The following is a 21,457-nucleotide window of genomic DNA, read 5'->3' on the forward strand; positions in this document are numbered from 1 at the left end:
CGCAGGACGCGATTAATCATGTCGAACTATAAAATCCCTTTACAGGAAAATGTTTTAGACGCTTCTGCGGAACGCATACACTGGACGCTTAACAATTTCCCCAGGGTATGCGTTTCCTTTTCCGGTGGAAAAGATTCTACCGTGATGCTGCATCTTGTTGCCCAGAAAGCACGGCAATTAAAGCGAAAAATAGACGTCATCTTTCTGGACTGGGAAGCGCAATTCTCGTCGACCATTCAGCATGTTGACGCTATGAAAACGCTCTATCGGGATGTTATCCACCAGTTCTGGTGGGTAGCGCTTCCGCTCACGACCCAGAACGCCCTGTCACAGTTTCAACCTGAATGGCAGTGCTGGGAACCCGGAACAAACTGGGTTCGCCAGCCACCAGAAGATGCCATTACCGATTATCACTATTTCGATTTTTATCAGCAGGGAATGACGTTTGAAGCCTTCGTGCGCGAGTTTGCCGAATGGTATGCGCAAAGACGTCCTGCCGCAGTCATGGTGGGGATCCGCGCCGATGAATCTTACAACCGCTTTCTGGCTATCGCGTCGGCGCGTAAGCAGCGCTTTTCTGACGATAAACCCTGGACGACCGTCGCCCCGGGTGGGCACGCCTGGTATATCTACCCACTGTACGACTGGAAAACCGCCGACATCTGGACGTGGTTCGCGAAATCAAAATGTTGCTATAACCCGTTATACGACCTGATGTACAAGGCGGGGGTGCCGCCGCGTTATATGCGCATCTGCGAACCGTTTGGTCCGGAACAGCGTCAGGGCTTATGGCTCTATCATGTCATTGAACCCGAACGCTGGGCGGCTATGTGTGAACGCGCCTGCGGCGTGCGAAGTGGAGGTATTTATGCCGGGCACGATAACCATTTTTATGGCCACCGGAAGATCCTGAAACCTGACCATCTCGGCTGGCGCGAATACGCCATGCTGCTACTCGACAGCATGCCGCAAAATACGGCGGAACATTACCGAAATAAAATCGCAATTTATCTCCACTGGTATCAAAAGCGAGGCCTGGACGATATTCCCGATACGCAGGAGGGTGACATTGGCGCAAAAGATATCCCTTCCTGGCGACGCATTTGCAAGGTTTTACTCAACAATGACTACTGGTGCCGGGCTCTCTCATTTAGTCCAAACAAACCTAAACACTATCAACGCTACAGCGAAAGAGTGAAAGCCAAACGCAAGGAATGGGGGATTTTATGCAGCAGCAAATAATCAGAGAAATGCAGACGTACCTGCAGGCCCTTTCTGAAGAAGAGAAAATCGGCGCTATTAATGCCTTTCGCCAGGCATTACACGAAATCAGCCCTTTTAATAATCAACCCGTCGACTGCGTATTGTGGATAAAACAGACTGACATCACCGCCAATGACTACAACCCAAATAATGTCGCTCCGGCGGAGAAGCGGTTGCTCAGCAAATCACTGGAGCTGGATGGATTCACACAACCTATCGTTGTGACGGAAAATGCGCCTGAGAGCTATGAAATTGTCGATGGATTCCATCGCCATGAGCTTGGCAGTCATCGGGCTATTCTGAAGCGTCAACTTAAAGGTTACCTCCCTGTTACCTGCCTGCGTAAAGCACGCCAGGAAAAGTTCGATCGCATGGCTACAACCATTCGTCACAACCGCGCGCGTGGACGCCACCAGATCAATGCCATGTCAGAAATCGTGCGAGAACTGGTGCTTATGGGCTGGAGTGAGCAGAAAATTGGCCTGGAGTTGGGTATGGACAGCGATGAAGTGCTGCGACTGAAGCAAATCAACGGTCTGCTGGAACTCTTCGCGGACCGTCGTTTTTCAGAAGCCTGGACGGTTGAATAGTCAGAGCGAATTTAAGCGCGCAGCCGCTGCCAGCAGCGTCGACTCCTGCTTCGCAAAGCAAAGACGAATCAGTTTATGCGGGAAGGGATCGGCGCAGAACACCGACAGCGGAATGGCCGCCACGCCCACCTCTTTCGTCAGCCACTGGCAAAAACTGACATCATCCAGATCGGAAATCGCGCTGTAGTCCGCCAGCAGGAAGTAGGTGCCTTCGCATGGCAGGATCTCCAGCCGACTCTCGCTCAAGGCAGTCACAAACCGATCCCGCCGCGCACGGTAAAAAGCTGGCAGGTCCCGGTAATGTTCAGGTTCAGCGCGCAGCATATCCGCCAGCGCCAGCTGGGCGGGTGTGTTTACGGCAAACGTCAAATACTGGTGCACTTTACGCAGCTCAGCACTGATGGCGGCGGGCGCCACGCAGTACCCTACCTTCCAGCCGGTCATATGGTAGGTTTTCCCAAATGATGATACCGCGATTGCGCGCTCGCGAAGCTGCGGATGCGCCAGCACGCTGGCATGACCCTCTTCGGCAAAGCAGATGTGCTCATACACCTCGTCGCTCAGAACATAGATTTCACGTTCGGCGATGGCCTGCCACAGGGCGGCAAAATCGCTTTTCTGCCACACCGTCGCCGATGGGTTGTGTGGCGTATTCAGGATCACCAGCCGGGTTTTATCGCTCAGCAGCGCGGCAAACGCCTGCCAGTCCGGACGAAAATGCGGCGGCTGGAGCGCCACGCGTTTCACCACGCCACCGGCCAGTTCAATCGCCGGGGCGTAGCTATCGTAGCTCGGGTCAAAACAAATCACCTCATCGCCCGTACGCACCAGGGCGGTTATCGCCGCATACAGCGCTTCGGTGGCCCCTGCGGTTACCGTGATATCGCTGTTCGCGTCAGGCTTATGGCCGTATAACTCCGCCGTTTTATCCGCAATGGCTTCACGCAACGCCTGCACGCCGGTCATCGGCGCATACTGGTTGGCTCCCTGCGCAACGTAGTACGCCAGACGCTCCTGCAAATATTTCGGCCCGTCAAAATCCGGGAAACCTTGTGAGAGGTTAATGGCGTTGTGCTGCTGCGCCAGGGCGCTCATCTGCGTAAAAATCGTCGTGCCGAGATTCGGAAGTTTACTCTGCGGGATCAACGGGTTATTGCTCATTGTAGTGTGCCTGCCTGTAATACTTATGTTGCTGACACTATAACACGATGTTAGTCTTTGGCAATCAAGACGCTTAGACGTCTAAATGATATAAATATTCCTGACCGAGAGGGTAAAAGGAAATGACAGACAACCTGCAACTCACACACCTGGTCGAGGCCTGCCGCTGGATTGGCGCTAAAGGCTGGGCGCCCGCTACCGGCGGCAATATGTCCGTGCGTCAGGATGAACATCTGTGCTGGCTGAGCGAATCCGGAAAAGACAAAGGCAGCCTGACCACCGCCGATTTTCTACAGGTTGAAATCGCCACCAACCGTGCGCCTTCTGGCCGTAAACCGTCGGCAGAGACCGGGCTGCATACCCTCATCTATCGCCTGTTCCCGGAGGCTAACGCCGTCCTGCACGTTCACACCGTCAATGCCACGGTGCTGTCGCGGCTGGTCAACGAGACCGAGCTGAAGATCTCCGGCTTCGAGATGCAAAAATCCCTTACCGGGCAGACCACGCATCGGGATACGGTGGCCATCCCGGTGTTTGACAACGACCAGGACATCGACGCCCTCGCCTCTCGCATCGCCCATTACGCGCAGGAACGCCCGCTTAATTATGGTTTTCTTCTGCGCGGTCATGGCTTAACCTGCTGGGGACGCGACGTGGCCGAAGCCCGCCGTCATCTGGAAGGTTTAGAATTCTTATTTGAATGCGAAATGCGTTTACGACAATGGGAGAGAGTATGATTCGCGCGATTGTGACGGATATTGAAGGGACCACCAGCGATATCCGTTTTGTCCATGATGTTTTGTTCCCTTACGCGCGTGAGCGGCTGGCGGCCTTTGTGACCGCGCAGCAGTACGCCGAGCCGGTCAAATCGATTCTGGACAACCTGCGCGATGAAATCAGCACTCCGCATGCCAGCGTCAGCGATCTCATCAACGTGCTGTTTACCTTTATGGATGAAGACCGCAAATCGACGGCGCTCAAAGCCCTGCAAGGCATCATCTGGCAGGACGGTTACGTCAACGGTGGCTTTACCGGCCATCTCTACCCTGATGTACTGCCCGCGCTGGAAAAATGGAAGGCACAAGGGATTGATCTCTATGTTTATTCCTCTGGCTCCGTCGCCGCGCAGAAACTGTTATTTGGCTACAGCGACGAAGGTGATATTACTCATCTGTTCAGCGGCTATTTTGATACCCGCATCGGGGCCAAGCGTGAGGTGCAGTCTTATCAAAATATTGCGGCGCAAACGGGCATCGCCCCGTCGCAGATCCTGTTCCTGTCGGATATTCATCAGGAGCTGGACGCGGCTGAACAGGCGGGTTTTCGCACCCTGCAACTGATACGCGGTGAAGAAGATGACGGCGTAAGCCATCACCATCAGATCCACCAGTTTGACGAGATTAAGCCGGAGCAGATCCCTTCATGAGCGCATTGACCATTTATTCCGATAAAGACGCCAGTAAGCACCTGTGGCACAGCACCGACGCCGTCGAGATCGCCCGACAGCTCAACGCCAAAGGCGTGCGGTTTGAACGCTGGGCGGCAGACCGTGATTTAGGGCAGGATCCCGCGCCTGAAGCCGTGATTGAGGCGTATCAGCATGCAATCGACAAGCTGGTGGCAGAGAAAGGTTATCAGAGCTGGGACGTGATTAGCCTTCGCGCCGACAATCCGCAGAAAGAGGCGCTGCGCGCGAAGTTTCTCAACGAGCACATCCACGGCGAAGACGAAGTGCGCTTTTTCGTGGAAGGGGCGGGACTATTCTGCCTGCACATCGGCGATGAGGTGTATCAGGTGCTGTGCGAGAAAAACGACCTGATTTCCGTACCCGCAGGCACGCCGCACTGGTTTGACATGGGTTCAGAGCCGAACTTTACCGCCATTCGTATTTTCGACAATCCGGAAGGCTGGGTTGCCCAGTTTACGGGCGATGCAATCGCGGATGCGTATCCACGCCTGGCCTGATCTTTTCTCCCTACCCCGCAAAGTAATGCGAGCACCGTGCTATCCCCTCGCCCCTCTGGGGAGAGGGTTAGGGTGAGGGGAACATACGGCTCAGGGGGTCAGTTCCATACTCAGGCATTAATTAAATACTGGCGATAATCCTCTGCACATCTGCGCCAACCAGCCTCGCCAGATGCACAAACTCCACCACGTCCAACCTACGCTCACCGTTTTCCACTTTAGCAATAAACGATTGTGGTTTTCCCAGTGCCTCCGCAAGCTGCGCCTGAGTCATCCCCTTCTCTTTACGCGCTTTCTTCAACGCATTGATAACACGCTGGTATTCATCCGAGTAAACTGAAGCCATTGTTCCGATTCCATACAAATATCCTGAAATCGAATATCCTCCCGCTGCCTTCTTATCCCAAAATAGGATAATTGAGCACGTAACGAACACATGTAAGGAGGACACAATGCAACATCAGAACTGGCACCCGGCCGACATTATCGCTGCACTAAAGAAACATGGAACAAGCCTGGCTGCGTTGTCCAGAAAGGCTGGCCTTTCCTCATCCACACTGGCAAATGCGCTTACCCGACCATGGCCTAAAGGTGAACTGCTTATCGCTCAGGCGCCAGACATTCCACCCGATGTGATATGGCCGGAAAGATACTTTGATGAAAAGGGAGAGCGAGTATTTCGTCAGATGAGGAATACCAAAAAGAGAAATCTGTCTTCAACATAATCAATGAATTCTCCCCCCTCACCCCAGCCCTCTCCCTCAAGGGAGAGGGGGTCTAAGGGCACTACCGTTTCAGCCCTTTCACATACCCCACCAGCTGATCCAACACCACGTCCCACCCTTCGTGGAAGCCCATCTGTTCATGCTGCTCGCGGATTTCCTTCGTTGGGTGACGCGCAATCGCCGTGTAGCGGGTCTTGCCCTCCCCCACATCTTCCAGCAGCAGGATCGCTGTCATAAACGGCTTTTCAGCCGGCTTCCAGCCCTCAGTATAGCCATCGGTAAAGACCAGCTTGTTCCCCGGATCGATTTCAAGAAATACGCCCCGGTTATCCATCCGCTGCCCGTCCACCTCAAACACGGTATTGAACCGCCCACCCACACGCAGATCGAGGTCGCATTCAGTCACCTTATGGGGAGCAGGAATGAAGAAGTTTTTGATGTGCTCCGGTGTGGTCCAGCAGAGCCACAGCAGGTCGCGCGGTGCGTCCACCACGCGTTCCAGTTTTAAATCTGTTTCAGGATCGAGCGTCACGATAACGTCCTCTAAAGGGAACCCCTTACAAGGATAGTCCCACTCAGGCGAATTTCCCTTTCGCTACCTCTTCAGGGGTGACCACGCCCGTATCCAGCACCCAGCCGCTAATCAGCGAGGCGGGGGTAACGTCAAACGCCGGGTTATAGACCTGCGCCTCTTGCGGCGCCCACTGCACCGCGCCAAAGCTTCCCGCCACGCCCGTCACTTCGCTGGCCGCGCGCTGCTCAATCGGGATCGCGTCACCGTTCGGGCAGTCCCGGTCGAGGGTCGTTTGCGGGGCGGCGACGTAGAACGGAATACCGTGGAACTTCGCCAGCACCGCCAGGGAATAGGTGCCGATTTTGTTCGCCACGTCGCCGTTGGCGGCAATGCGGTCTGCCCCCACCCACACGGCATCCACCTGCCCTTTTGCCATCAGGCTGGCGGCCATGGAGTCAGTAATCAGCTGATACGGCACGCCCAGCTCGCCCAGCTCCCATGCGGTCAGCCTGCCGCCCTGCAACAGCGGACGGGTTTCATCCACCCAGACGTTGCTGACGTTGCCTTCCTGATGCGCGCGGGCAATCACACCCAGCGCCGTACCGACGCCCGCCGTTGCCAGCCCGCCGGTATTGCAGTGGGTCAGCAGGCGGCTGCCGGGCTTCACCAGCGCGCTACCCGCTTTCGCAATCGCGTCGCAAAGCCGTTTGTCTTCATTAATCAGGCGCAGCGCTTCAGCCACCAGCGCCTGAACGAACGCTTCCTGCCACAGCGCAATCTTCATGCGGTCGAGATTGTTCATCAGGTTCACCGCCGTCGGGCGGGAGGCACGCAGGGTCTCCAGCGCCGCCGCCAGCTCGTCGCGGCCTTTACCGCTTTCCGCTAACAGCGCCAGCAGCAGGCTTGCAGAGAGACCAATCAACGGCGCGCCACGCACGCGCAGAGCGTGGATATGCCCAACCAGCGCCTCCACCGTCGAGGCATCCAGCCAGCGTTTCTCCTGCGGAAGCGCCTGCTGGTCGAGAATAAAGAGCTGATTATTCGCCACCCGCAGGCTGGTCGTCTGTAATGTCTGCATGTCGTTAATTTCCTGTTGCGTTGTTGTAGCACATTGTGTCAGGATGAAATCCAGATGTATAGACGTCTACATGTCTTAATTAGCAAAACTGAGGAGCAGGCCATGTCGCAATACCGTACCTTTACCGCTCAGGACGCCGTGGAGTATGCCAGGCAGTTTGGCGGACTTGACGATCCGTCATCGCTGGTGGAGGCGCAGGAAATCGGCGACGGCAACCTCAACCTGGTCTTTAAAATATTCGATAGCGCGGGGGTGAGCCGCATCGTCGTTAAGCAGGCGCTGCCCTATGTGCGCTGCGTCGGCGAGTCCTGGCCGCTGACGCTGGATCGCGCTCGCCTGGAGGCGCAAACCCTGGTCGAGCATTACAAGCACAGCCCTGAGCACACGGTGAAAATCCACCACTTTGACCCGAAACTGGCGGTGATGGTGATGGAAGATCTCTCCAGCCATCGCATCTGGCGCGGCGAGCTGATTAACAACATTTACTACCCGCAGGCGGCGCGGCAGCTGGGTGAATATCTGGCTCACACCCTGTTCCACACCAGCGATTTTTATCTGCATCCGCACGAGAAAAAAGCGCAGGTGGCAAAATTCATCAACCCGGAGATGTGCGAGATCACCGAAGATCTGTTCTTTAACGATCCGTACCAGATCCACGCGCGCAACAGCTACCCGGCCGATCTGGAGAACGATGTTGCCGCCCTGCGCGACGACGCCCAGCTTAAAATCGCCGTGGCCTCCCTGAAGCACCGCTTCTTTTCGCATGCCGAAGCCCTGCTGCACGGGGACATTCACAGCGGCTCAATTTTTGTGGCCGACGGCAGCCTGAAGGCCATCGACGCCGAGTTCGGCTACTTTGGCCCGATTGGCTTTGACGTTGGCACCGCCATCGGCAACCTGCTGCTGAACTTCTGCGGCCTGCCGGGGCATCTGGGCATTCGCGATGCCGCCGCCGCGCGCGAGCAGCGCCTGACCGATATTCAGGAACTGTGGAACACCTTCGCGGAGCGCTTCCAGGCGCTGGCGAACGAGAAAACGCGCGACGCCGCGCTCAGCGCGCCGGGCTATGCCTCTGCGTTCCTGAAAAAGGTCTGGCACGATGCCATCGGATTCTGCGGCACCGAGCTGATTCGCCGCAGCGTCGGGCTTTCCCATGTGGCGGATATCGACACCATTCAGGATGAAGCGATGCGTCACGAATGCCTGCGCCACGCGATATCCCTCGGCAAGGCGCTGATTGTGATTGCTGACCGCATCGACAGCGCGGAAGAGCTGGTAGCGCGAGTGCGGCAGTACAGTTGAGAACGTTTGCCCGGTGGCGCTGCGCTTACCGGGCCTACGGGTGCAAAATGTAGGCCCGGTAAGGCGAAGCCGCCACCCGGCAAAAACTCACCCCAGATACTCAATCACCGACATCCCACCGTTATAATCCGTGCTGTAAATAATCCCCTGCGCATCCACAAACACGTCGCACGACTGGATCACCTGCGGGCGATTGGGCCGCGTATCCATCATCTTTTCCGGCGCCGCGGGCACCAGCGCCCCCGTTTCCACCGGGCGATACGGATTGGAAATGTCATACGCGCGCACGCCCGCGTTCTGGTACGTCGCGAAGATCAGCGTTGAGCTGACAAAGCTCCCCGGCCGGTTTTCGTGCAGGTTGTGCGGGCCGAAATGCGCCCCTTTCGCCACGTAGTCGGTTTCATCCGGCTGCGGGAAGGTAGAAATGCTCACCGGGTTCGACGGCTCGCGGATATCAAACAGCCAGATCAGCTTCTCGCCGTCCTGCTGGTTATCCAGCACCGCCTCGTCCAGCACCACCAGCAGGTCGCGATCCGGCAGCGGAAGCGCGGTGTGCGTCCCGCCGCCAAACGGCGGGCTCCAGTTACGGTGGCTAATGAGCTTAGGCCGGGTGCGGTCCTTCACGTCCAGCAGCGTCAGGCCACCGTCGCGCCAGCTGCCGTACGCGGTATCGCCTGCAATAATCGCATGGTGCAGGGCGTAGCGTTTGCCTTCCGGCCAGTTCGGCTGTTCGCCTTCGGCCTGATTCATCCCCGGCAGCCACCAGCGTCCCGCCACTTCAGGCTTGCGCGGGTCCGCCAGATCGATGGTCAGAAAGATGTAGTCGGTAAAGCCGTCTATCAGCGCTGAGACATACGCCCAGCGGCCACCGACGTACCAGATGCGGTGAATGCCGATGCCGCTCAGCGATAAAAAGCCTATCTCGCGTGGCCTGTCCGGTGTGGAGATATCAAAGACGCGAAGCCCGGCGCTCCAGCCTTTATCCTGCACATCGCTGACGGTCTCCCCCACCTGGCGGGTGTAGTAGACCTTCTCGTCGGCAAAACGCGCATCGGCAAACAGATCCCGGGCGTTGATCACCAGCAGCAGGTCGTCATGCGCCTGGAGATGCACATTCCAGGTACCCGGCGGCGCAGGCACGTATCCTGCGGCTTTTGGTTTTTTCGGGTCGCGCACATCCACTATCGAAAAGCCCTGCGACACCATATGGCCGATATAGGCGAAACCGCGGTGTACCATCAGCTGCACGCCGTCCGGGCGACCGCCCTGATCGCTATGGCCAATCAGCCGCATATTGCGGCTGTATTCGGGTTGAGGTAATGCAGACATGTATAAGTCCTTTCGCCGGATGGCGGCTGCGCCTTATCCGGCCTACAACACCGTAGATCCGGTAAGCGAAGCGCCACCGGCCATTATTTTGACCTGGCTTCCAGCGTCGCAAACCACGGCGCAACAAAATCTTCCGTCTGGCCCCAGCCCGGAATGATTTTCCCCAGAGACGCCACGTTCACCGCGCCCGGCTGGGCGGTCAGCAGCGCCTGCGGAATGGCCGCCGCCTTGAAATCGTAAGTGGCAGGCGTCGCTTCTCCGGCAATCTTATTGGCAATCAGGCGTACGTTGGTCGCGCCAATCAGCTTCGGATCCACCGCCACGCTCACTGCCCATGGGCTACCCGGCTCGCGCATCAGCTGTAAATCCTGGTTGGAGATGTCGATGCTGTAGAGTTTGATCTCGGTTCGGCCGTTCTCTTTCAGCGCCTTATACGCGCCCTGGCTGAAGGCATCCCAGGTACCCCAGATGGCATCGATTTTACCTTTCGGGTATTTCGCGAGGATCGCGCCCACCTTGTTGGCAGTGTCGCCCTGCACGTCAGAAGAGACCGCGCCGATGGACTCCAGCTCTTTAATCTCCGGGTACTGCTTTTGCAGTTCTTTGTAGGCCGCCTGACGGCGCTCCATCGGCGGGAAGCCCGCGACCCATAGCTTGACGATATTGGCCTTGCCGTTGAAATCTTTCGCCAGCTGGCCGAAAGAGAGGTTGGTCAGGGAGGCATCGTCCTGCTGGGTAACGGTTACGCCCGGGATCTCGCCGTTCACAGCGGTATCAAACACCGAAACTTTGATCCCGGCATCCACCGCCTTCTTCACCAGCGCGGTGGAGTACGGATCGCGCCCCTGAGAGAGAATAATCCCGTCGTATTTCTGGCTGATGGCCTGGTTAACGAAATCCTGGAATTTGGCGTCGTCCCCGTTACTTAAAAAGGTGCTGACCTTAAAGCCGAGCTTTTTCCCTTCCTGAATCGCCCCGGCAACAAACTGCGTGGTGTTGTCGTCCGAGCCCAGGTTGCGGATCACCGCGATGCGGATCGGGCCGTCATGGCTGGCAATGGCGGTCGGAACCGGCGCGGGGGTAGCCGCCAGGCCCGGCAGAGAAGTGAGTAACCCAAGAGCTACCAAAGAGAGCGCAATCTTTTTCATTTATTATCCCGTTGTGTTGTCAGCGTTTTTGTATGTAGGTAATCGCCAGCGCTACCGCGAGCACCAGCCCTTTTATAATGTCCATGGCGTAATACGGCACGGAGAGCATCACCAGCCCGTTCGACAGCACGCCGAGGATCACCGCCCCCACCAGCGTACCCAGCGCGTTCGGCTTGCCGGATCCGGCCAGCGAGAAGCCGATCCACGCCGCCGCCACCGCGTCCATCAGGTAGCCGCCGCCCGCATTCACCTGCGATGAACCAATACGCGAGGCCAGCAGAATGCCGCCCAGCCCCGCCAGCAGGGAGGCAATCACGTAGGCTGCCACTTTGTAGCGGGTGGTGCGAATGCCGGAGAGGCGCGCGGCTTCGGGGTTGCCGCCAATGGCGTACATCCGGCGTCCATGGGTGGTCAGCGACAGGCCCAGCTGTGCCAGAATCGTCACCACCAGCATGACGATCACAATGGTCGGCACCTGCCCGAGCAGGCCAAACGCCGCCGGAATGGTCCCTTCCGCCATGTCGCCGCTCGGCAGTACCATGTTCTCGGTAATCGACCCGCCGTAGCTGTAGGTCATCGCCACACCCTGAATGACAAACAGGCTGGCAAGGGTCGCGAGCATGTCCGGAATGCGCAGGATGACGATCAGAAAGGCGTTAAACAGGCCGACCAGCGTACAGAGCGCGAGGGTCAGCAGAATCGACTCGGTGGTGCCGAAGCCGTGCCAGACGAAAAGCGAAATCACCAGCGCGTTCGCCAGCGACGCGGTAGATCCTACGGAGAGGTCGAACCCGCCGACGGTCAGCGAAATAGAGACGCCAACGGCAATCACCGTCACGATGGCAATCGAGCGCAGAATGTTGATGATGTTGTTCGGGTCGAGGAAGTTGTCCGACGCCAGGCCAAACACCGCCACCAGCGCGACGACGGTCAGCAGCATGCCCCACTTATAAAGAAAATCGAAAATCTGCTGACGGCCAGACGCCGCCGTGGTCACTGAAAGGGCCTTGCTCACGACGCCGTTCCTCCGGTTGAATAATAAAGTAGTGTTTCTTCCCGGGCCTCTGCCCCGGCGATTTCCGCCACGATGCGCCCGTCCCACAGCACGCAGATGCGGTCGCACAGACCGACCAGCTCGGCAAATTCACCCGAGGCGTAAATCACCCCTTTGCCCTCGCGCGCCAGGCCGTCGATCAGCTGAAACAGATCGGTTTTGGCCTTCACGTCCACGCCTTTGGTCGGCTCGTCAAATATCAGCACGCTGGCGTCATTGCGCAGCCATTTCCCGATGGCGACCTTCTGCTGGTTACCGCCGGAAAGCCGACGCAGCACCTGCCCCGGCCCGCGCGTGCGCACGCCGACGCGGGCAATCACCTCTTCCGCCCAGCGCCACGCCTGACGATGACCAAACAGGCTCCAGCGCGAGAAGCTGTTATCGGCACACACGGCAAGGTTCATGCTCACCGGCTCGTCGATAAAAATGCCCTCTTTGCGCCGCTCCTCCGGCACCAGCGCCAGACCGCGTAGCACCGAGTCTGCCGGATCGCGCGGTTTCCAGGCCTGATGGTTCAGCTCGCCGCGCGCCACGCGGCTTTTGCTGGCGCCAAACAGCGCCTTGCAGAGTTCGGTTTTCCCCGCCCCCACCAGCCCGGCAATGCCGAGGATTTCACCTTTGCGCAGATGCAGGGAGATGTCTTTCAACAGGACATCGTCGTGAAGCCCGTCGACGCGCAGCAGCGTCTCTTCGCCGTGCGGCGGTCGCGGGGGCGGATAGATATCGCTCAGCTCGTGGCCGAGCATCTTCTCGACGATCTCCTCTCCGCTCAGATCCGCCATCGGGCCGGACTCAATCAGCCTGCCGTCGCGCAGCACCGTCAGGGTGTCGCAGATGGCCTTCAGCTCGTGAATGCGGTGAGAAATAAACACCACGCCAATGCCCTGCTGTTGCAGACGTCTTACTACCGCAAACAGACGCTCGCTTTCGTGCGCGTCCAGCGGCGCGGTGGGCTCATCAAGAATGAGAAAACGGCAGTGGTGCGAGAGCGCCCGCGCCAGCAAAATCTGCTGCTTTTCAGCCAGCGTGCAGTTGTCGATGGAACGGCGAACGTCCAGCGAAACATCCAGCTGCGCCAGCGCCTGCCGCGCCTGCTGACGAATCGCGCGCCAGCTGTAGCGGTGTCCCGGCTGCGCCAGCTGGTCGAGCATAATGTTCTCCGCAATGCTCAGCCCGGGGATCAGCGCCACGTCCACCTCCTGCTGCACAAGGTGGATACCGAGCCGTTTGGCGTCCAGCGGCTCGCGGATGCTTACCGGCTGGTTGTTAATGCAGATTTCGCCTTCATAACGATCGTGCGTCCCACACAGCACCGCCATCAGCGTCGATTTTCCCGCGCCGTTGGCGCCGGTCAGCGCATGCACCGACCCGCCATTCAGGGTGAAATCCACGCGCGACAGGGCCTGAAAGCCGGAAAAGGCCAGGCTGATACCGCGCATCTCAAGGCGACTGGAAACCATCCGCGTAAATCCTTCATTACTCTTCTGATTTAGCGAATTTTTCACAGCTCCGGTTGACTGACAACGACGGAAAAGGCATAAGATAAAGCGAAATATTATTAGCCATCCGGATGTCCAGACATAACATCGGGTTAGCGCTTGCTAAAAAAGGACAACTTCATGAGCAACACCGATATCCGCGTCGTGCCCGGTCCGGCGAACTACTTCTCTCATCCGGGAAGCCTTGCGCACCTGGATGATTTCTTTACTCCGGAACAGCTTTCCCGCGCGGTGTGGATCTACGGCGAGCGGGCTATCGAGGGCGCACGCCCTTATCTGCCGGAGAGTTTTAACGCGACGGGGGCAAAACATCTGCTGTTTAAGGGCCATTGCAGCGAGCGTGACGTCACTCATCTGGTGAACGCGTCGGGTGGTGAAGCCAGCGTGGTGATTGGCGTGGGCGGCGGTGCGGTAATGGATACCGTCAAGGCCGTGGCGCGTCGTCTGGGCGTGCCGTTCGTGGGCATTCCCACCATCGCCGCCACCTGCGCGGCGTGGACCCCGCTCTCCGTGTGGTACAACGATGCCGGGCAGGCGCTACAGTTTGAGATTTTTGACGACGCCAACTATCTGGTGCTGGTGGAGCCGCAAATCATCCTTAACGCCCCGGCGGAATACCTGTTGGCAGGCATCGGCGATACGCTGGCGAAGTGGTACGAAGCGGCGGTACTCGCCCCTGAACCGGAAAACCTGCCGCTGACCGTGCGTCTTGGCCTGAACGGTGCGCTGGCGATCCGCGACGTGCTGCTGGAGCGCAGCGAAGAGGCGCTGGCCGACCAGCAGCGCGGCGACCAGACGCAGGCGTTTCGGGACGTGGTGGACGCCGTTATCGCCGGTGGCGGTATGGTCGGCGGTCTGGGCGAACGCTATACCCGCGTGGCGGCGGCACATGCGGTGCACAACGGCTTAACCGTGCTGCCGCAGACGGAAAAATACCTCCACGGCACCAAGGTGGCCTACGGCATTCTGGTGCAAAGCGCCCTGCTCGGTCAGGAGGACGTGCTGACGCAGCTGGTGGCGGCATACCAGCGTTTTAACCTGCCGACCACGCTTCGCGCGCTGGAGGTCGATATCCATAACCGCGACGAGCTGGACAAGGTCATTGCCCACACCCTGCGCCCGGTGGAGTCGATTCACTTTTTACCGATTACGTTAAGCCCTGACGTTCTGCGCGCCGCGTTTGAGAAGGTGGAATCCTTCAGCCGTTAATCGCGCCGACGGGCTATACCTAATGATGATTCTCTCCACTCTTGCAACGAGGTCATCATGCAGATCGATTTAACAGGTAAAAAGGCGCTGGTCACCGGCGCCAGTCGTGGGCTGGGTCGGGCGATTGCGCTGTCGCTGGCACGTGCCGGTGCCGATGTGGTTATCACCTACGAAAAATCCGTCGATAAAGCCCAGCAGGTCGTCGATGAAATCAACGCGCTGGGGCGACACGGCGAGGCGATTCAGGCCGACAGCGCCAGCGCGCAGGCGATTCAGGATGCGGTCACGCAGGCGGCGCGCTCCCTCGGCGGGCTGGATATTCTGGTCAATAACGCCGGGATTGCACGCGGCGGCCCGCTGGAGTCCATGACCCTGGCGGACATCGACGCTCTGATCAACGTCAATATCCGCGGCGTGGTGATCGCCATTCAGGAAGCGCTGGTGCATATGTCTGACGGCGGACGCATCATCAACATCGGCAGCTGTCTGGCGAACCGCGTGGCACAGCCGGGGATCGCCGTCTACTCGATGACCAAATCGGCCCTAAACTCCCTTACCCGGGGTCTGGCCCGCGATTTAGGCCCGCGCGGCATTACCGTCAACCTGGTTCATCCCGGCCCGACCAACAGCGATATGAACCCGGAAGACGGTGAACAGGCTGACTCACAGCGTCAGCTTATTGCCCTGGGCCATTACGGCCAGCCGGAAGACGTCGCGGCGGCGGTCACCTTCCTTGCCAGCCCGGCAGCCGGGCAGATCTCAGGCACCGGTCTGGACGTGGATGGCGGTTTGAACGCCTGATCGCAATTTTCCTGCAAGCCTCTGTCGCCCAGCAGAGGCCTTTTCGAGCCGCCTCGACGGTTTGCGTTTTGCCTCTTACCTGCGCTTTTTTTCCGCTCTACAGTACCCCATAAGAAATTCGGAATTTATCTAATAGTCTTATTATTTCCTTATATTTTGTGTGGGAGTACAGTGGAGGTACGGATGAAGATCGTGTGGTCAAAAACAGCAGAGAAGCAATTTTCTAAAATCGATACGCGATATCAGAACCGCATTAAATTCAGGCTGGAGAAGATGGATGATAAAACATCACCTGTCGCGGATATCAAGAAATTATCTTCTCCCGAAAACCACTACAGGTTGCGATTAGGTGATTACAGGGTCATTTACACCTTCGGGGATCCGCCGGGTGATATCTGCTACGTAGTGGCGGTAAAACGCCGGACAACCACCACCTACCTTCATGAGGAGCATACGGAATATGACTGTTCAGTTCATCAAGGATGAAGAAGGAAAAAAACAGTATGTTGTCATTCCCTACGATGAATATTTTCGCATGCGTTTAGCCATGCTTGAGTGTGATGACGATGATGAAAACGACTGGGAAGACATCCCTTACGAATCAGATATCTACGATAACGTAGGTTTACCGGGTGAAGTGTGCGACATCATGCATAGCGAGAACGTCAGCCTGCAGGCCGCGTGGCGTATCCTGCGCGGGCTATCCCAGCAGGAGGTGGCGGAAAAACTCGGCATCAGCCAGTCCGCCGTATCACAGCTGGAAGCGCTGGACTCCCGTCCGCAAAAGCGCACCCGCGAAAAGCTGGCGGCAATTTATGGCTGCAAGCAGGAGCAAATCAGCCTCTATTTACCGAAAGAGGGTTAACAGCACTTCGCCCCGCCCTTACCGCCGTAACGGGCGTCCTGGCGGTCGCGGAAAAATTCTTCGTAGGTCATTGGCGTCTGATCCGGGTGGTTGACGCGCATATGCTCGACGTAGTTGTCGTAATCCGGCACGCCAATCATCATTTTAGCGGCCTGGCCCAAGTATTTACCTGCTTTGGAAAGGGTGTCGAACATAGTTCTGATCTCACAGGAAATGTAGGCCGGGTAAGGCGAAGCCGCCACCCGGCACACGGGTTAATGCGCCCCTTTCGCCTGGGTGACAATCTCGTCCAGGTTCTCAGGCATTGGCTCATACGGCGTCTCTTTCGCCGTTGGCGTGTCGACTTTCAACGCCGCCAGCGCGGTTTTCAGAGAATACAACGCCAGCACCACAACCACCACCATAAAGAAGATGGTCAGCCCGGCGTCCAGACGGTTGTTAAACACCAGCTGGGACAGCTGAGATTCGGTGTACTGCGCCGGGATCTTGCCGCTGTCGATCATCGCCTGGAACTTGTTGGCAATGGCCAGGAAGCCCACCTTGTTGTCCGGGCTGAAAGCTTTCTGCCAGCCTGCTGTCAGGGTACAGATCAGCAGCCACGCCGTTGGCACCAGCGCCACCCATGCGTAACGCTGGCGCTTCATCTTGAACAGGACTACGGCACAAAGCATCAGCGCCATGCCCGCCAGCATCTGGTTGGCGATACCGAACAGCGGCCACAGGGTGTTAATCCCGCCCAGCGGATCGACCACGCCCTGATGCAGGAAGTAGCCCCACGCCAGCACGCACAGTGCCGTCGCCAGCAGGTTAGCCGGGAGTGAATCGGTACGTTTCAGATTCGGGGAGATCACCCCCAGCAGATCCTGCAACATAAAGCGCGCCGCGCGCGTACCGGCATCCACCGCCGTCAGGATAAACAGCGCCTCGAACAGAATGGCGAAGTGATACCAGAACGAGACATCCATCAGCCCGCCCAGCGCACCGTGCAGGATGTAGGCCATACCCACCGCCAGCGTCGGCGCCCCGCCCGCACGGGAGATAATCGACTGCTCGCCGACCTCGTTAGCGATATGCGTCAACGTATCAGGGGTGATCGCAAAGCCCCAGCCGCTCACCACCTGCGCAGCAGAGGCGACCACGTCAACAGTGCCGGCCGGGGCCAGTACCGCCATCGGGCTGTTCATCGCGAAGTACACGCCCGGGTCGATAATACAGGCCGAGACCAGCGCCATAATCGCCACGAAGGATTCCATCAGCATGCCGCCATAGCCAATCAGGCAGGCCTGATTTTCATTCGCCAGCATCTTCGGCGTGGTCCCGGAGGCGATAAGCGCGTGGAAGCCAGACACTGCCCCACAGGCGATGGTGATAAACAGGAACGGGAACAGGTTACCGGTCCAGACCGGGCCGGTACCGTCAATGAATTTGGTCAGGGCAGGCATGGTCAGGGTCGGGCGCATAATCAGAATGCCGATCGCCAGCCCGACGATGGTACCAATTTTCAGGAACGTAGAGAGGTAGTCACGCGGGGCCAGCAGGAGCCATACCGGCAGCACCGCCGCCACGAAGCCGTAGCCCACCAGCATCCAGGTCAGCTGCACGCCGGTGAAGTCGAAGAACGGTGCCCAGGTCGGGCTTTCCGCCACCCAGCCGCCGGAGATAATAGCAAACACCAGGAACACCAGGCCAATGACTGAAACTTCACCAATGCGTCCCGGACGCAGATAGCGAATGTAGATCCCCATGAACAGTGCCAGCGGAATGGTGAAGGCGACGGTATAGGTTCCCCACGGGCTGTGGGTCAAGGCTTTCACCACGATCATCGCCAGTACCGCGAGGATGATGACCATGATCATAAAGGTCGCCACCAGCGCAATCACCCCGGCAGTTGCCCCCATCTCCTCTTTCACCAGCTCACCCAGCGAACGACCGTCGCGACGGGTGGAGACGAACAGCACCATGAAGTCCTGCACCGCGCCCGCCAGCACCACCCCCGCGAGGATCCAGATCATCCCCGGCAGGTAGCCCATCTGCGCGGCCAGTACCGGCCCCACCAGCGGGCCTGCCCCGGCAATCGCCGCGAAATGGTGACCGAACAGCACTTTTTTATCGGTCGGCACGTAGTCCAGACCATCGTTATGACGCACGGCCGGCGTCATGCGCGTGCCGTCTACGCCCAGTACCGTCTTCGCGATATAGCGGCCATAAAAACGGTATGCGATCAGATAAATGCAGACGGAGGCGACCACGATCCAGAGCGCATTGATCTGCTCCCCCCGGTTGAGGGCGATGTAGCCCAGGGCAAAGGCTCCCACAACGGAGAGCCCTGCCCATATAAGGTATTTCCCTGAGTTGTTCATAATGGTTATCCGTTGTTGTGAAACAGTGAGATGTTACATTTTGTTTCTAGAACAACGGATAAAATTTAACAACTTTGAAACGCAATAATGTGTGGTCAAACCAGACATTTACACCACATTGTTAAGCCGATCACTTTCGTAGCGTCACCGTTCACACTTTTACCTTTTTCGGCCAGACACCGCCTTACGGAATGATTTGTATCATTTTTTTTGGCCATAACCTCGCCAGAATGATCCTGCGCAATCGCGTGCATACAAGGAAAAGGATATGAACAGTTCAGTACCTCAGGATAGTCAGGTCGGGCCGGGCGCGTACTTCGCGCTGGCGTTTGCAGCCGTTTTCTTCTCGGGTCTGTTAGGCGGACAAGAGTGGTACGGCGTCTTTGATTTCACAACCCTCAACGGCGCATTTGGCAAAGTGGTCAGCAAAGCCAGTCTGGATGACGGTACGTTAACCACAGCCAGCAGCGCCTTTCGCGGCACCGGCGGCAGCGGCGCGATGGACGGGTTTCTCTTCGCGCTCGGTTTAATTCCCGCGGTGATGTTCGCCCTGGGGATGATCAACGTGCTGGAGCACTATGGCGCCCTGCGTGCCGCGCGAAAACTCTTAACTCCTCTGCTGAGCCCGCTATTGGGGATCCCTGGCACCACCGGGCTGGCGCTGATTGGCAGCCTGCAAAGTACCGACGTGGGCGCGTCGCTTACCCGTAATCTCTCTGATGAAGGGCAAATCAGCGAAAAAGAGAAAGACGTTTTCGCCATGTTCCAGTTCTCCGCCGGGGCGATGATCACCAACTTTTTCTCTTCCGGGGCGATCCTCTTCACGCTGCTCGCCGTTGACGGCACGGCGGCGGTGCCCACCTCCATCGGGGCCTGTATCGCGGTGATGTTTATCATGAAAATTGTCGGCGCCAATCTGCTGCGCCTGATCCTGACGTTTACCCATAAAGGAGACGCCGCATGAGTGCCCCACAGTCCAATCCCGTCATTACCGATGTGTTTATCGAAGGCGCGCGCAAAGGCTGGAGCATTGCCACCAGCAGCACGCTGCCCAACGTGGTGATGGCCTTTATCATCATCAAGGCGCTGGAAATTACCGGCGCGCTGAAAGGGCTGGGCACGATCTTCTCTCCGCTGATGGGCCTGTTTGGCCTGCCGGGCGAAGCGGCCGCCGTGCTGATTGGCGGCTGGATGTCGATGGGCGGCGGGATCGGCGTTGCCATCGGCCTGTTTGATAAAGGCATCCTCACCGGCGAGCACCTGGCGATCCTGGCGCCCGCCATCTACCTGATGGGCTCGCAGGTGCAGTACCTGGGCCGCATTCTGGGGGTGATTGGCACCCGCGCCAAACGTATTCCGCTGATGATCGCCCTCTCGGTGGTCAACGCTTTCTTAGCCATGCTGCTGATGCGCATTATTCTCTGAACAGGACGTCAACATGAACCTTGACCATTATATCGAAGAGCTGAAAACCCTGGTGAACGTAGACTGCGGCACCCAGACGATTGACGGCGTCGCCGCTGTTGCAGGCATCATGCAGCAACTGTGGCAGCGCGAAGGCTGGCATACGGAGCAGGTGAACCTGGGCGACAAGGTGGGCCCCGGCGTCTTCGTCAGTAACAAGCCGCAGGCGGAACGGTTCGACGTGCTGCTGGTCGGGCATCTGGGTACCGTATTTCCCGCCGGCACCGTGGCCGCGCGTCCGCTGAGCGAGGATGAAACCCGCCTGTACGGCCCCGGCGTCTCGGATATGAAGAGCGGACTTCTGAATATTTTGTGGGCAATGCGCGCGCTTGACGCCGCAGACAACGATCGTCTCGCGATTGCCGTTGCGATGAACCCGGACGAAGAGACCGGATCTGTCCATTCCCATGAGTGGATTGGCGAGCTGGCTAAGCGTTCCCGCTGCGTGCTGGTGTGCGAAGCCGCCCGCGCCGACGGTTCGCTGGTGAAAGCGCGTAAAGGGATGGCGGGCTATCACCTCACCTTTAGCGGCGTGGCGGCACACGCGGGCAATGACCCGGAAAAAGGCCGCTCGGCGATCACCGCGCTGGCAAAGAGCGTTATCGCCATCAATGCGCTGACGGACTGGGATCGCGGCACTACACTTAACGTCGGCGTGATTCAGGGCGGCAGCGCGGCGAACGTGGTCGCGGACAGCGCTGTGGCAGAACTGGACGTTCGCTTCTGGGAAAACGACGAGTATGACCGGGTGAACCAGGCGCTGGAGTTGTTATGTGAACAAGGCTTTTTAGACGGCGTGACCACCACGCTGACGCGGGTTAATCACAAACCGGCGATGGCCGCGAGCGACGCGACGCAGGCGCTGATGCAGCAGGTTGAAGCGGCGGGTAAAGCGGAAGGCATCGACATTACCTGGCAGGCAGTCGGCGGTGGCAGCGACGCCAACCACACCGCCGCGCTCGGCATCCCCACGCTTGACGGCTTCGGGCCGGTTGGCGCCGGATTCCACAGCCCGGCGGAATGGCTGGATAAAGCGTCCATTGCGCCGCGAATTCGGCTGTTGAAGCGGGTGGTATCGATGTTGTAACAACCGCCCGGTGGCGCTTCGCTTACCGGGCCTGCATGTTTCG

At 58.2% G+C, this 21,457-nt stretch carries 24 protein-coding genes; 14 read left to right on the forward strand and 10 right to left on the reverse strand.

Annotation, left to right across the window (positions count from 1 at the left end):
* Positions 1-18 precede the first annotated feature (18 nt).
* Both L350_RS12360 and L350_RS12355 read left to right on the forward strand, forming a co-directional pair.
* Positions 19-1,242 carry a phosphoadenosine phosphosulfate reductase gene (locus L350_RS12360; protein WP_032624677.1) on the forward strand — a complete coding sequence of 408 codons (1,224 nt, stop codon included), beginning with the start codon at positions 19-21 and terminating at the stop codon, positions 1,240-1,242.
* Entirely contained in the window at positions 1,227-1,853 is a 627-nt protein-coding gene (locus L350_RS12355; protein ID WP_032624678.1) for an IbrB-like domain-containing protein, read from the forward strand. The genes L350_RS12360 and L350_RS12355 overlap by 16 nt, the downstream gene beginning before the upstream one ends.
* Here the strand turns inward: L350_RS12355 and L350_RS12350 are convergent, their stop codons facing one another.
* Entirely contained in the window at positions 1,854-3,014 is a 1,161-nt protein-coding gene (locus L350_RS12350; RefSeq protein WP_032624679.1) for a pyridoxal phosphate-dependent aminotransferase, read from the reverse strand. It abuts the gene before it with no gap.
* A 122-nt stretch (positions 3,015-3,136) separates the two neighbouring features.
* Between L350_RS12350 and L350_RS12345 the strand changes: the two genes are divergently transcribed.
* The 3 genes from L350_RS12345 to L350_RS12335 are packed head-to-tail and all read left to right on the forward strand — an operon-like array spanning position 3,137 to position 4,979.
* Entirely contained in the window at positions 3,137-3,751 is a 615-nt protein-coding gene (locus tag L350_RS12345) for a methylthioribulose 1-phosphate dehydratase (protein WP_022647407.1), read from the forward strand.
* On the forward strand, positions 3,748-4,440 hold the full coding sequence (gene mtnC, locus L350_RS12340; protein ID WP_032624680.1) for an acireductone synthase: 693 nt from the start codon (positions 3,748-3,750) through the stop codon (positions 4,438-4,440). Before L350_RS12345 ends, mtnC begins: the two co-directional genes overlap by 4 nt.
* Positions 4,437-4,979: a 1,2-dihydroxy-3-keto-5-methylthiopentene dioxygenase gene (locus L350_RS12335; RefSeq protein ID WP_032624681.1), complete on the forward strand. Its 543-nt coding sequence runs from the start codon at positions 4,437-4,439 to the stop codon at positions 4,977-4,979. The genes mtnC and L350_RS12335 overlap by 4 nt, the downstream gene beginning before the upstream one ends.
* Before the next feature lie 121 nt (positions 4,980-5,100).
* Here L350_RS12335 and L350_RS12330 read toward each other — a convergent pair whose 3' ends face one another.
* Positions 5,101-5,325: a helix-turn-helix transcriptional regulator gene (locus L350_RS12330; protein ID WP_023299573.1), complete on the reverse strand. Its 225-nt coding sequence runs from the start codon at positions 5,323-5,325 to the stop codon at positions 5,101-5,103.
* A gap of 106 nt (positions 5,326-5,431) precedes the next feature.
* On the opposite strand from L350_RS12330, the gene L350_RS12325 reads away from it, so the two are divergent.
* The gene (locus L350_RS12325) at positions 5,432-5,704 is read left to right on the forward strand and encodes a helix-turn-helix domain-containing protein (protein ID WP_032624682.1); all 273 of its coding nucleotides are present in this window, start codon (positions 5,432-5,434) and stop codon (positions 5,702-5,704) included.
* Positions 5,705-5,765: 61 nt separating this feature from the next.
* Here the strand turns inward: L350_RS12325 and L350_RS12320 are convergent, their stop codons facing one another.
* Entirely contained in the window at positions 5,766-6,236 is a 471-nt protein-coding gene (locus tag L350_RS12320; protein ID WP_032624683.1) for an SRPBCC family protein, read from the reverse strand.
* Positions 6,237-6,279: 43 nt separating this feature from the next.
* Positions 6,280-7,296 carry an S-methyl-5-thioribose-1-phosphate isomerase gene (gene mtnA, locus L350_RS12315; RefSeq protein WP_032624684.1) on the reverse strand — a complete coding sequence of 339 codons (1,017 nt, stop codon included), beginning with the start codon at positions 7,294-7,296 and terminating at the stop codon, positions 6,280-6,282.
* A 102-nt stretch (positions 7,297-7,398) separates the two neighbouring features.
* Here mtnA and mtnK point away from each other — a divergent pair, with 102 nt between their 5' ends.
* Entirely contained in the window at positions 7,399-8,598 is a 1,200-nt protein-coding gene (mtnK, locus tag L350_RS12310) for an S-methyl-5-thioribose kinase (protein ID WP_032624685.1), read from the forward strand.
* Between the two features lie 87 nt (positions 8,599-8,685).
* Here the strand turns inward: mtnK and L350_RS12305 are convergent, their stop codons facing one another.
* From L350_RS12305 to L350_RS12290, 4 genes are all read right to left on the reverse strand, one after another.
* Positions 8,686-9,927 carry an LVIVD repeat-containing protein gene (locus L350_RS12305; RefSeq protein WP_023299569.1) on the reverse strand — a complete coding sequence of 414 codons (1,242 nt, stop codon included), beginning with the start codon at positions 9,925-9,927 and terminating at the stop codon, positions 8,686-8,688.
* 83 nt (positions 9,928-10,010) lie between these two features.
* Positions 10,011-11,075, reverse strand: coding sequence for a sugar ABC transporter substrate-binding protein (locus L350_RS12300; RefSeq protein WP_023299568.1), 1,065 nt, complete (start codon positions 11,073-11,075; stop codon positions 10,011-10,013).
* 19 nt (positions 11,076-11,094) lie between these two features.
* Positions 11,095-12,090 (reverse strand): ABC transporter permease, encoded by a 996-nt coding sequence (locus L350_RS12295; RefSeq protein WP_032624686.1) that lies wholly within the window; start codon positions 12,088-12,090, stop codon positions 11,095-11,097.
* Positions 12,087-13,589, reverse strand: a complete 1,503-nt coding sequence (locus L350_RS12290; protein WP_032624687.1) for a sugar ABC transporter ATP-binding protein — start codon at positions 13,587-13,589, stop codon at positions 12,087-12,089. The genes L350_RS12295 and L350_RS12290 overlap by 4 nt, the downstream gene beginning before the upstream one ends.
* A 159-nt stretch (positions 13,590-13,748) precedes the next feature.
* Between L350_RS12290 and L350_RS12285 the strand changes: the two genes are divergently transcribed.
* From L350_RS12285 to L350_RS12270, 4 genes are all read left to right on the forward strand, one after another.
* Positions 13,749-14,837, forward strand: a complete 1,089-nt coding sequence (locus L350_RS12285; RefSeq protein ID WP_032624688.1) for an oxidoreductase — start codon at positions 13,749-13,751, stop codon at positions 14,835-14,837.
* Positions 14,838-14,894: 57 nt separating this feature from the next.
* On the forward strand, positions 14,895-15,638 hold the full coding sequence (locus L350_RS12280) for an SDR family NAD(P)-dependent oxidoreductase (protein WP_006809669.1): 744 nt from the start codon (positions 14,895-14,897) through the stop codon (positions 15,636-15,638).
* Positions 15,639-15,821: 183 nt separating this feature from the next.
* Complete coding sequence (locus L350_RS12275; RefSeq protein ID WP_032624689.1) at positions 15,822-16,124, forward strand: type II toxin-antitoxin system RelE family toxin; 303 nt, start codon at positions 15,822-15,824, stop codon at positions 16,122-16,124.
* Complete coding sequence (locus L350_RS12270) at positions 16,099-16,503, forward strand: helix-turn-helix domain-containing protein (protein ID WP_032624690.1); 405 nt, start codon at positions 16,099-16,101, stop codon at positions 16,501-16,503. Before L350_RS12275 ends, L350_RS12270 begins: the two co-directional genes overlap by 26 nt.
* Here L350_RS12270 and L350_RS12265 read toward each other — a convergent pair.
* Together L350_RS12265 and cstA are read right to left on the reverse strand one after the other, a co-directional pair.
* On the reverse strand, positions 16,500-16,697 hold the full coding sequence (locus L350_RS12265; protein ID WP_006809671.1) for a YbdD/YjiX family protein: 198 nt from the start codon (positions 16,695-16,697) through the stop codon (positions 16,500-16,502). The genes L350_RS12270 and L350_RS12265 overlap by 4 nt on opposite strands.
* A gap of 60 nt (positions 16,698-16,757) precedes the next feature.
* The gene (gene cstA / locus L350_RS12260) at positions 16,758-18,863 is read right to left on the reverse strand and encodes a pyruvate/proton symporter CstA (protein ID WP_022647390.1); all 2,106 of its coding nucleotides are present in this window, start codon (positions 18,861-18,863) and stop codon (positions 16,758-16,760) included.
* A gap of 268 nt (positions 18,864-19,131) precedes the next feature.
* Between cstA and L350_RS12255 the strand changes: the two genes are divergently transcribed.
* The 3 genes from L350_RS12255 to L350_RS12245 are packed head-to-tail and all read left to right on the forward strand — an operon-like array spanning position 19,132 to position 21,414.
* Positions 19,132-19,827: a nucleoside recognition domain-containing protein gene (locus L350_RS12255; protein WP_032624691.1), complete on the forward strand. Its 696-nt coding sequence runs from the start codon at positions 19,132-19,134 to the stop codon at positions 19,825-19,827.
* Positions 19,824-20,288, forward strand: a complete 465-nt coding sequence (locus L350_RS12250) for a YjiG family protein (protein WP_023305665.1) — start codon at positions 19,824-19,826, stop codon at positions 20,286-20,288. The genes L350_RS12255 and L350_RS12250 overlap by 4 nt, the downstream gene beginning before the upstream one ends.
* 13 nt (positions 20,289-20,301) lie before the next feature.
* Positions 20,302-21,414 (forward strand): M20 family metallopeptidase, encoded by a 1,113-nt coding sequence (locus tag L350_RS12245; RefSeq protein ID WP_032624692.1) that lies wholly within the window; start codon positions 20,302-20,304, stop codon positions 21,412-21,414.
* The last annotated feature ends 43 nt before the right edge of the window (positions 21,415-21,457 follow it).

Origin of the sequence: Enterobacter sp. MGH 4 (assembly GCF_000534735.1) — a bacterium.
In the GTDB taxonomy this organism is placed as follows: domain Bacteria; phylum Pseudomonadota; class Gammaproteobacteria; order Enterobacterales; family Enterobacteriaceae; genus Enterobacter; species Enterobacter intestinihominis.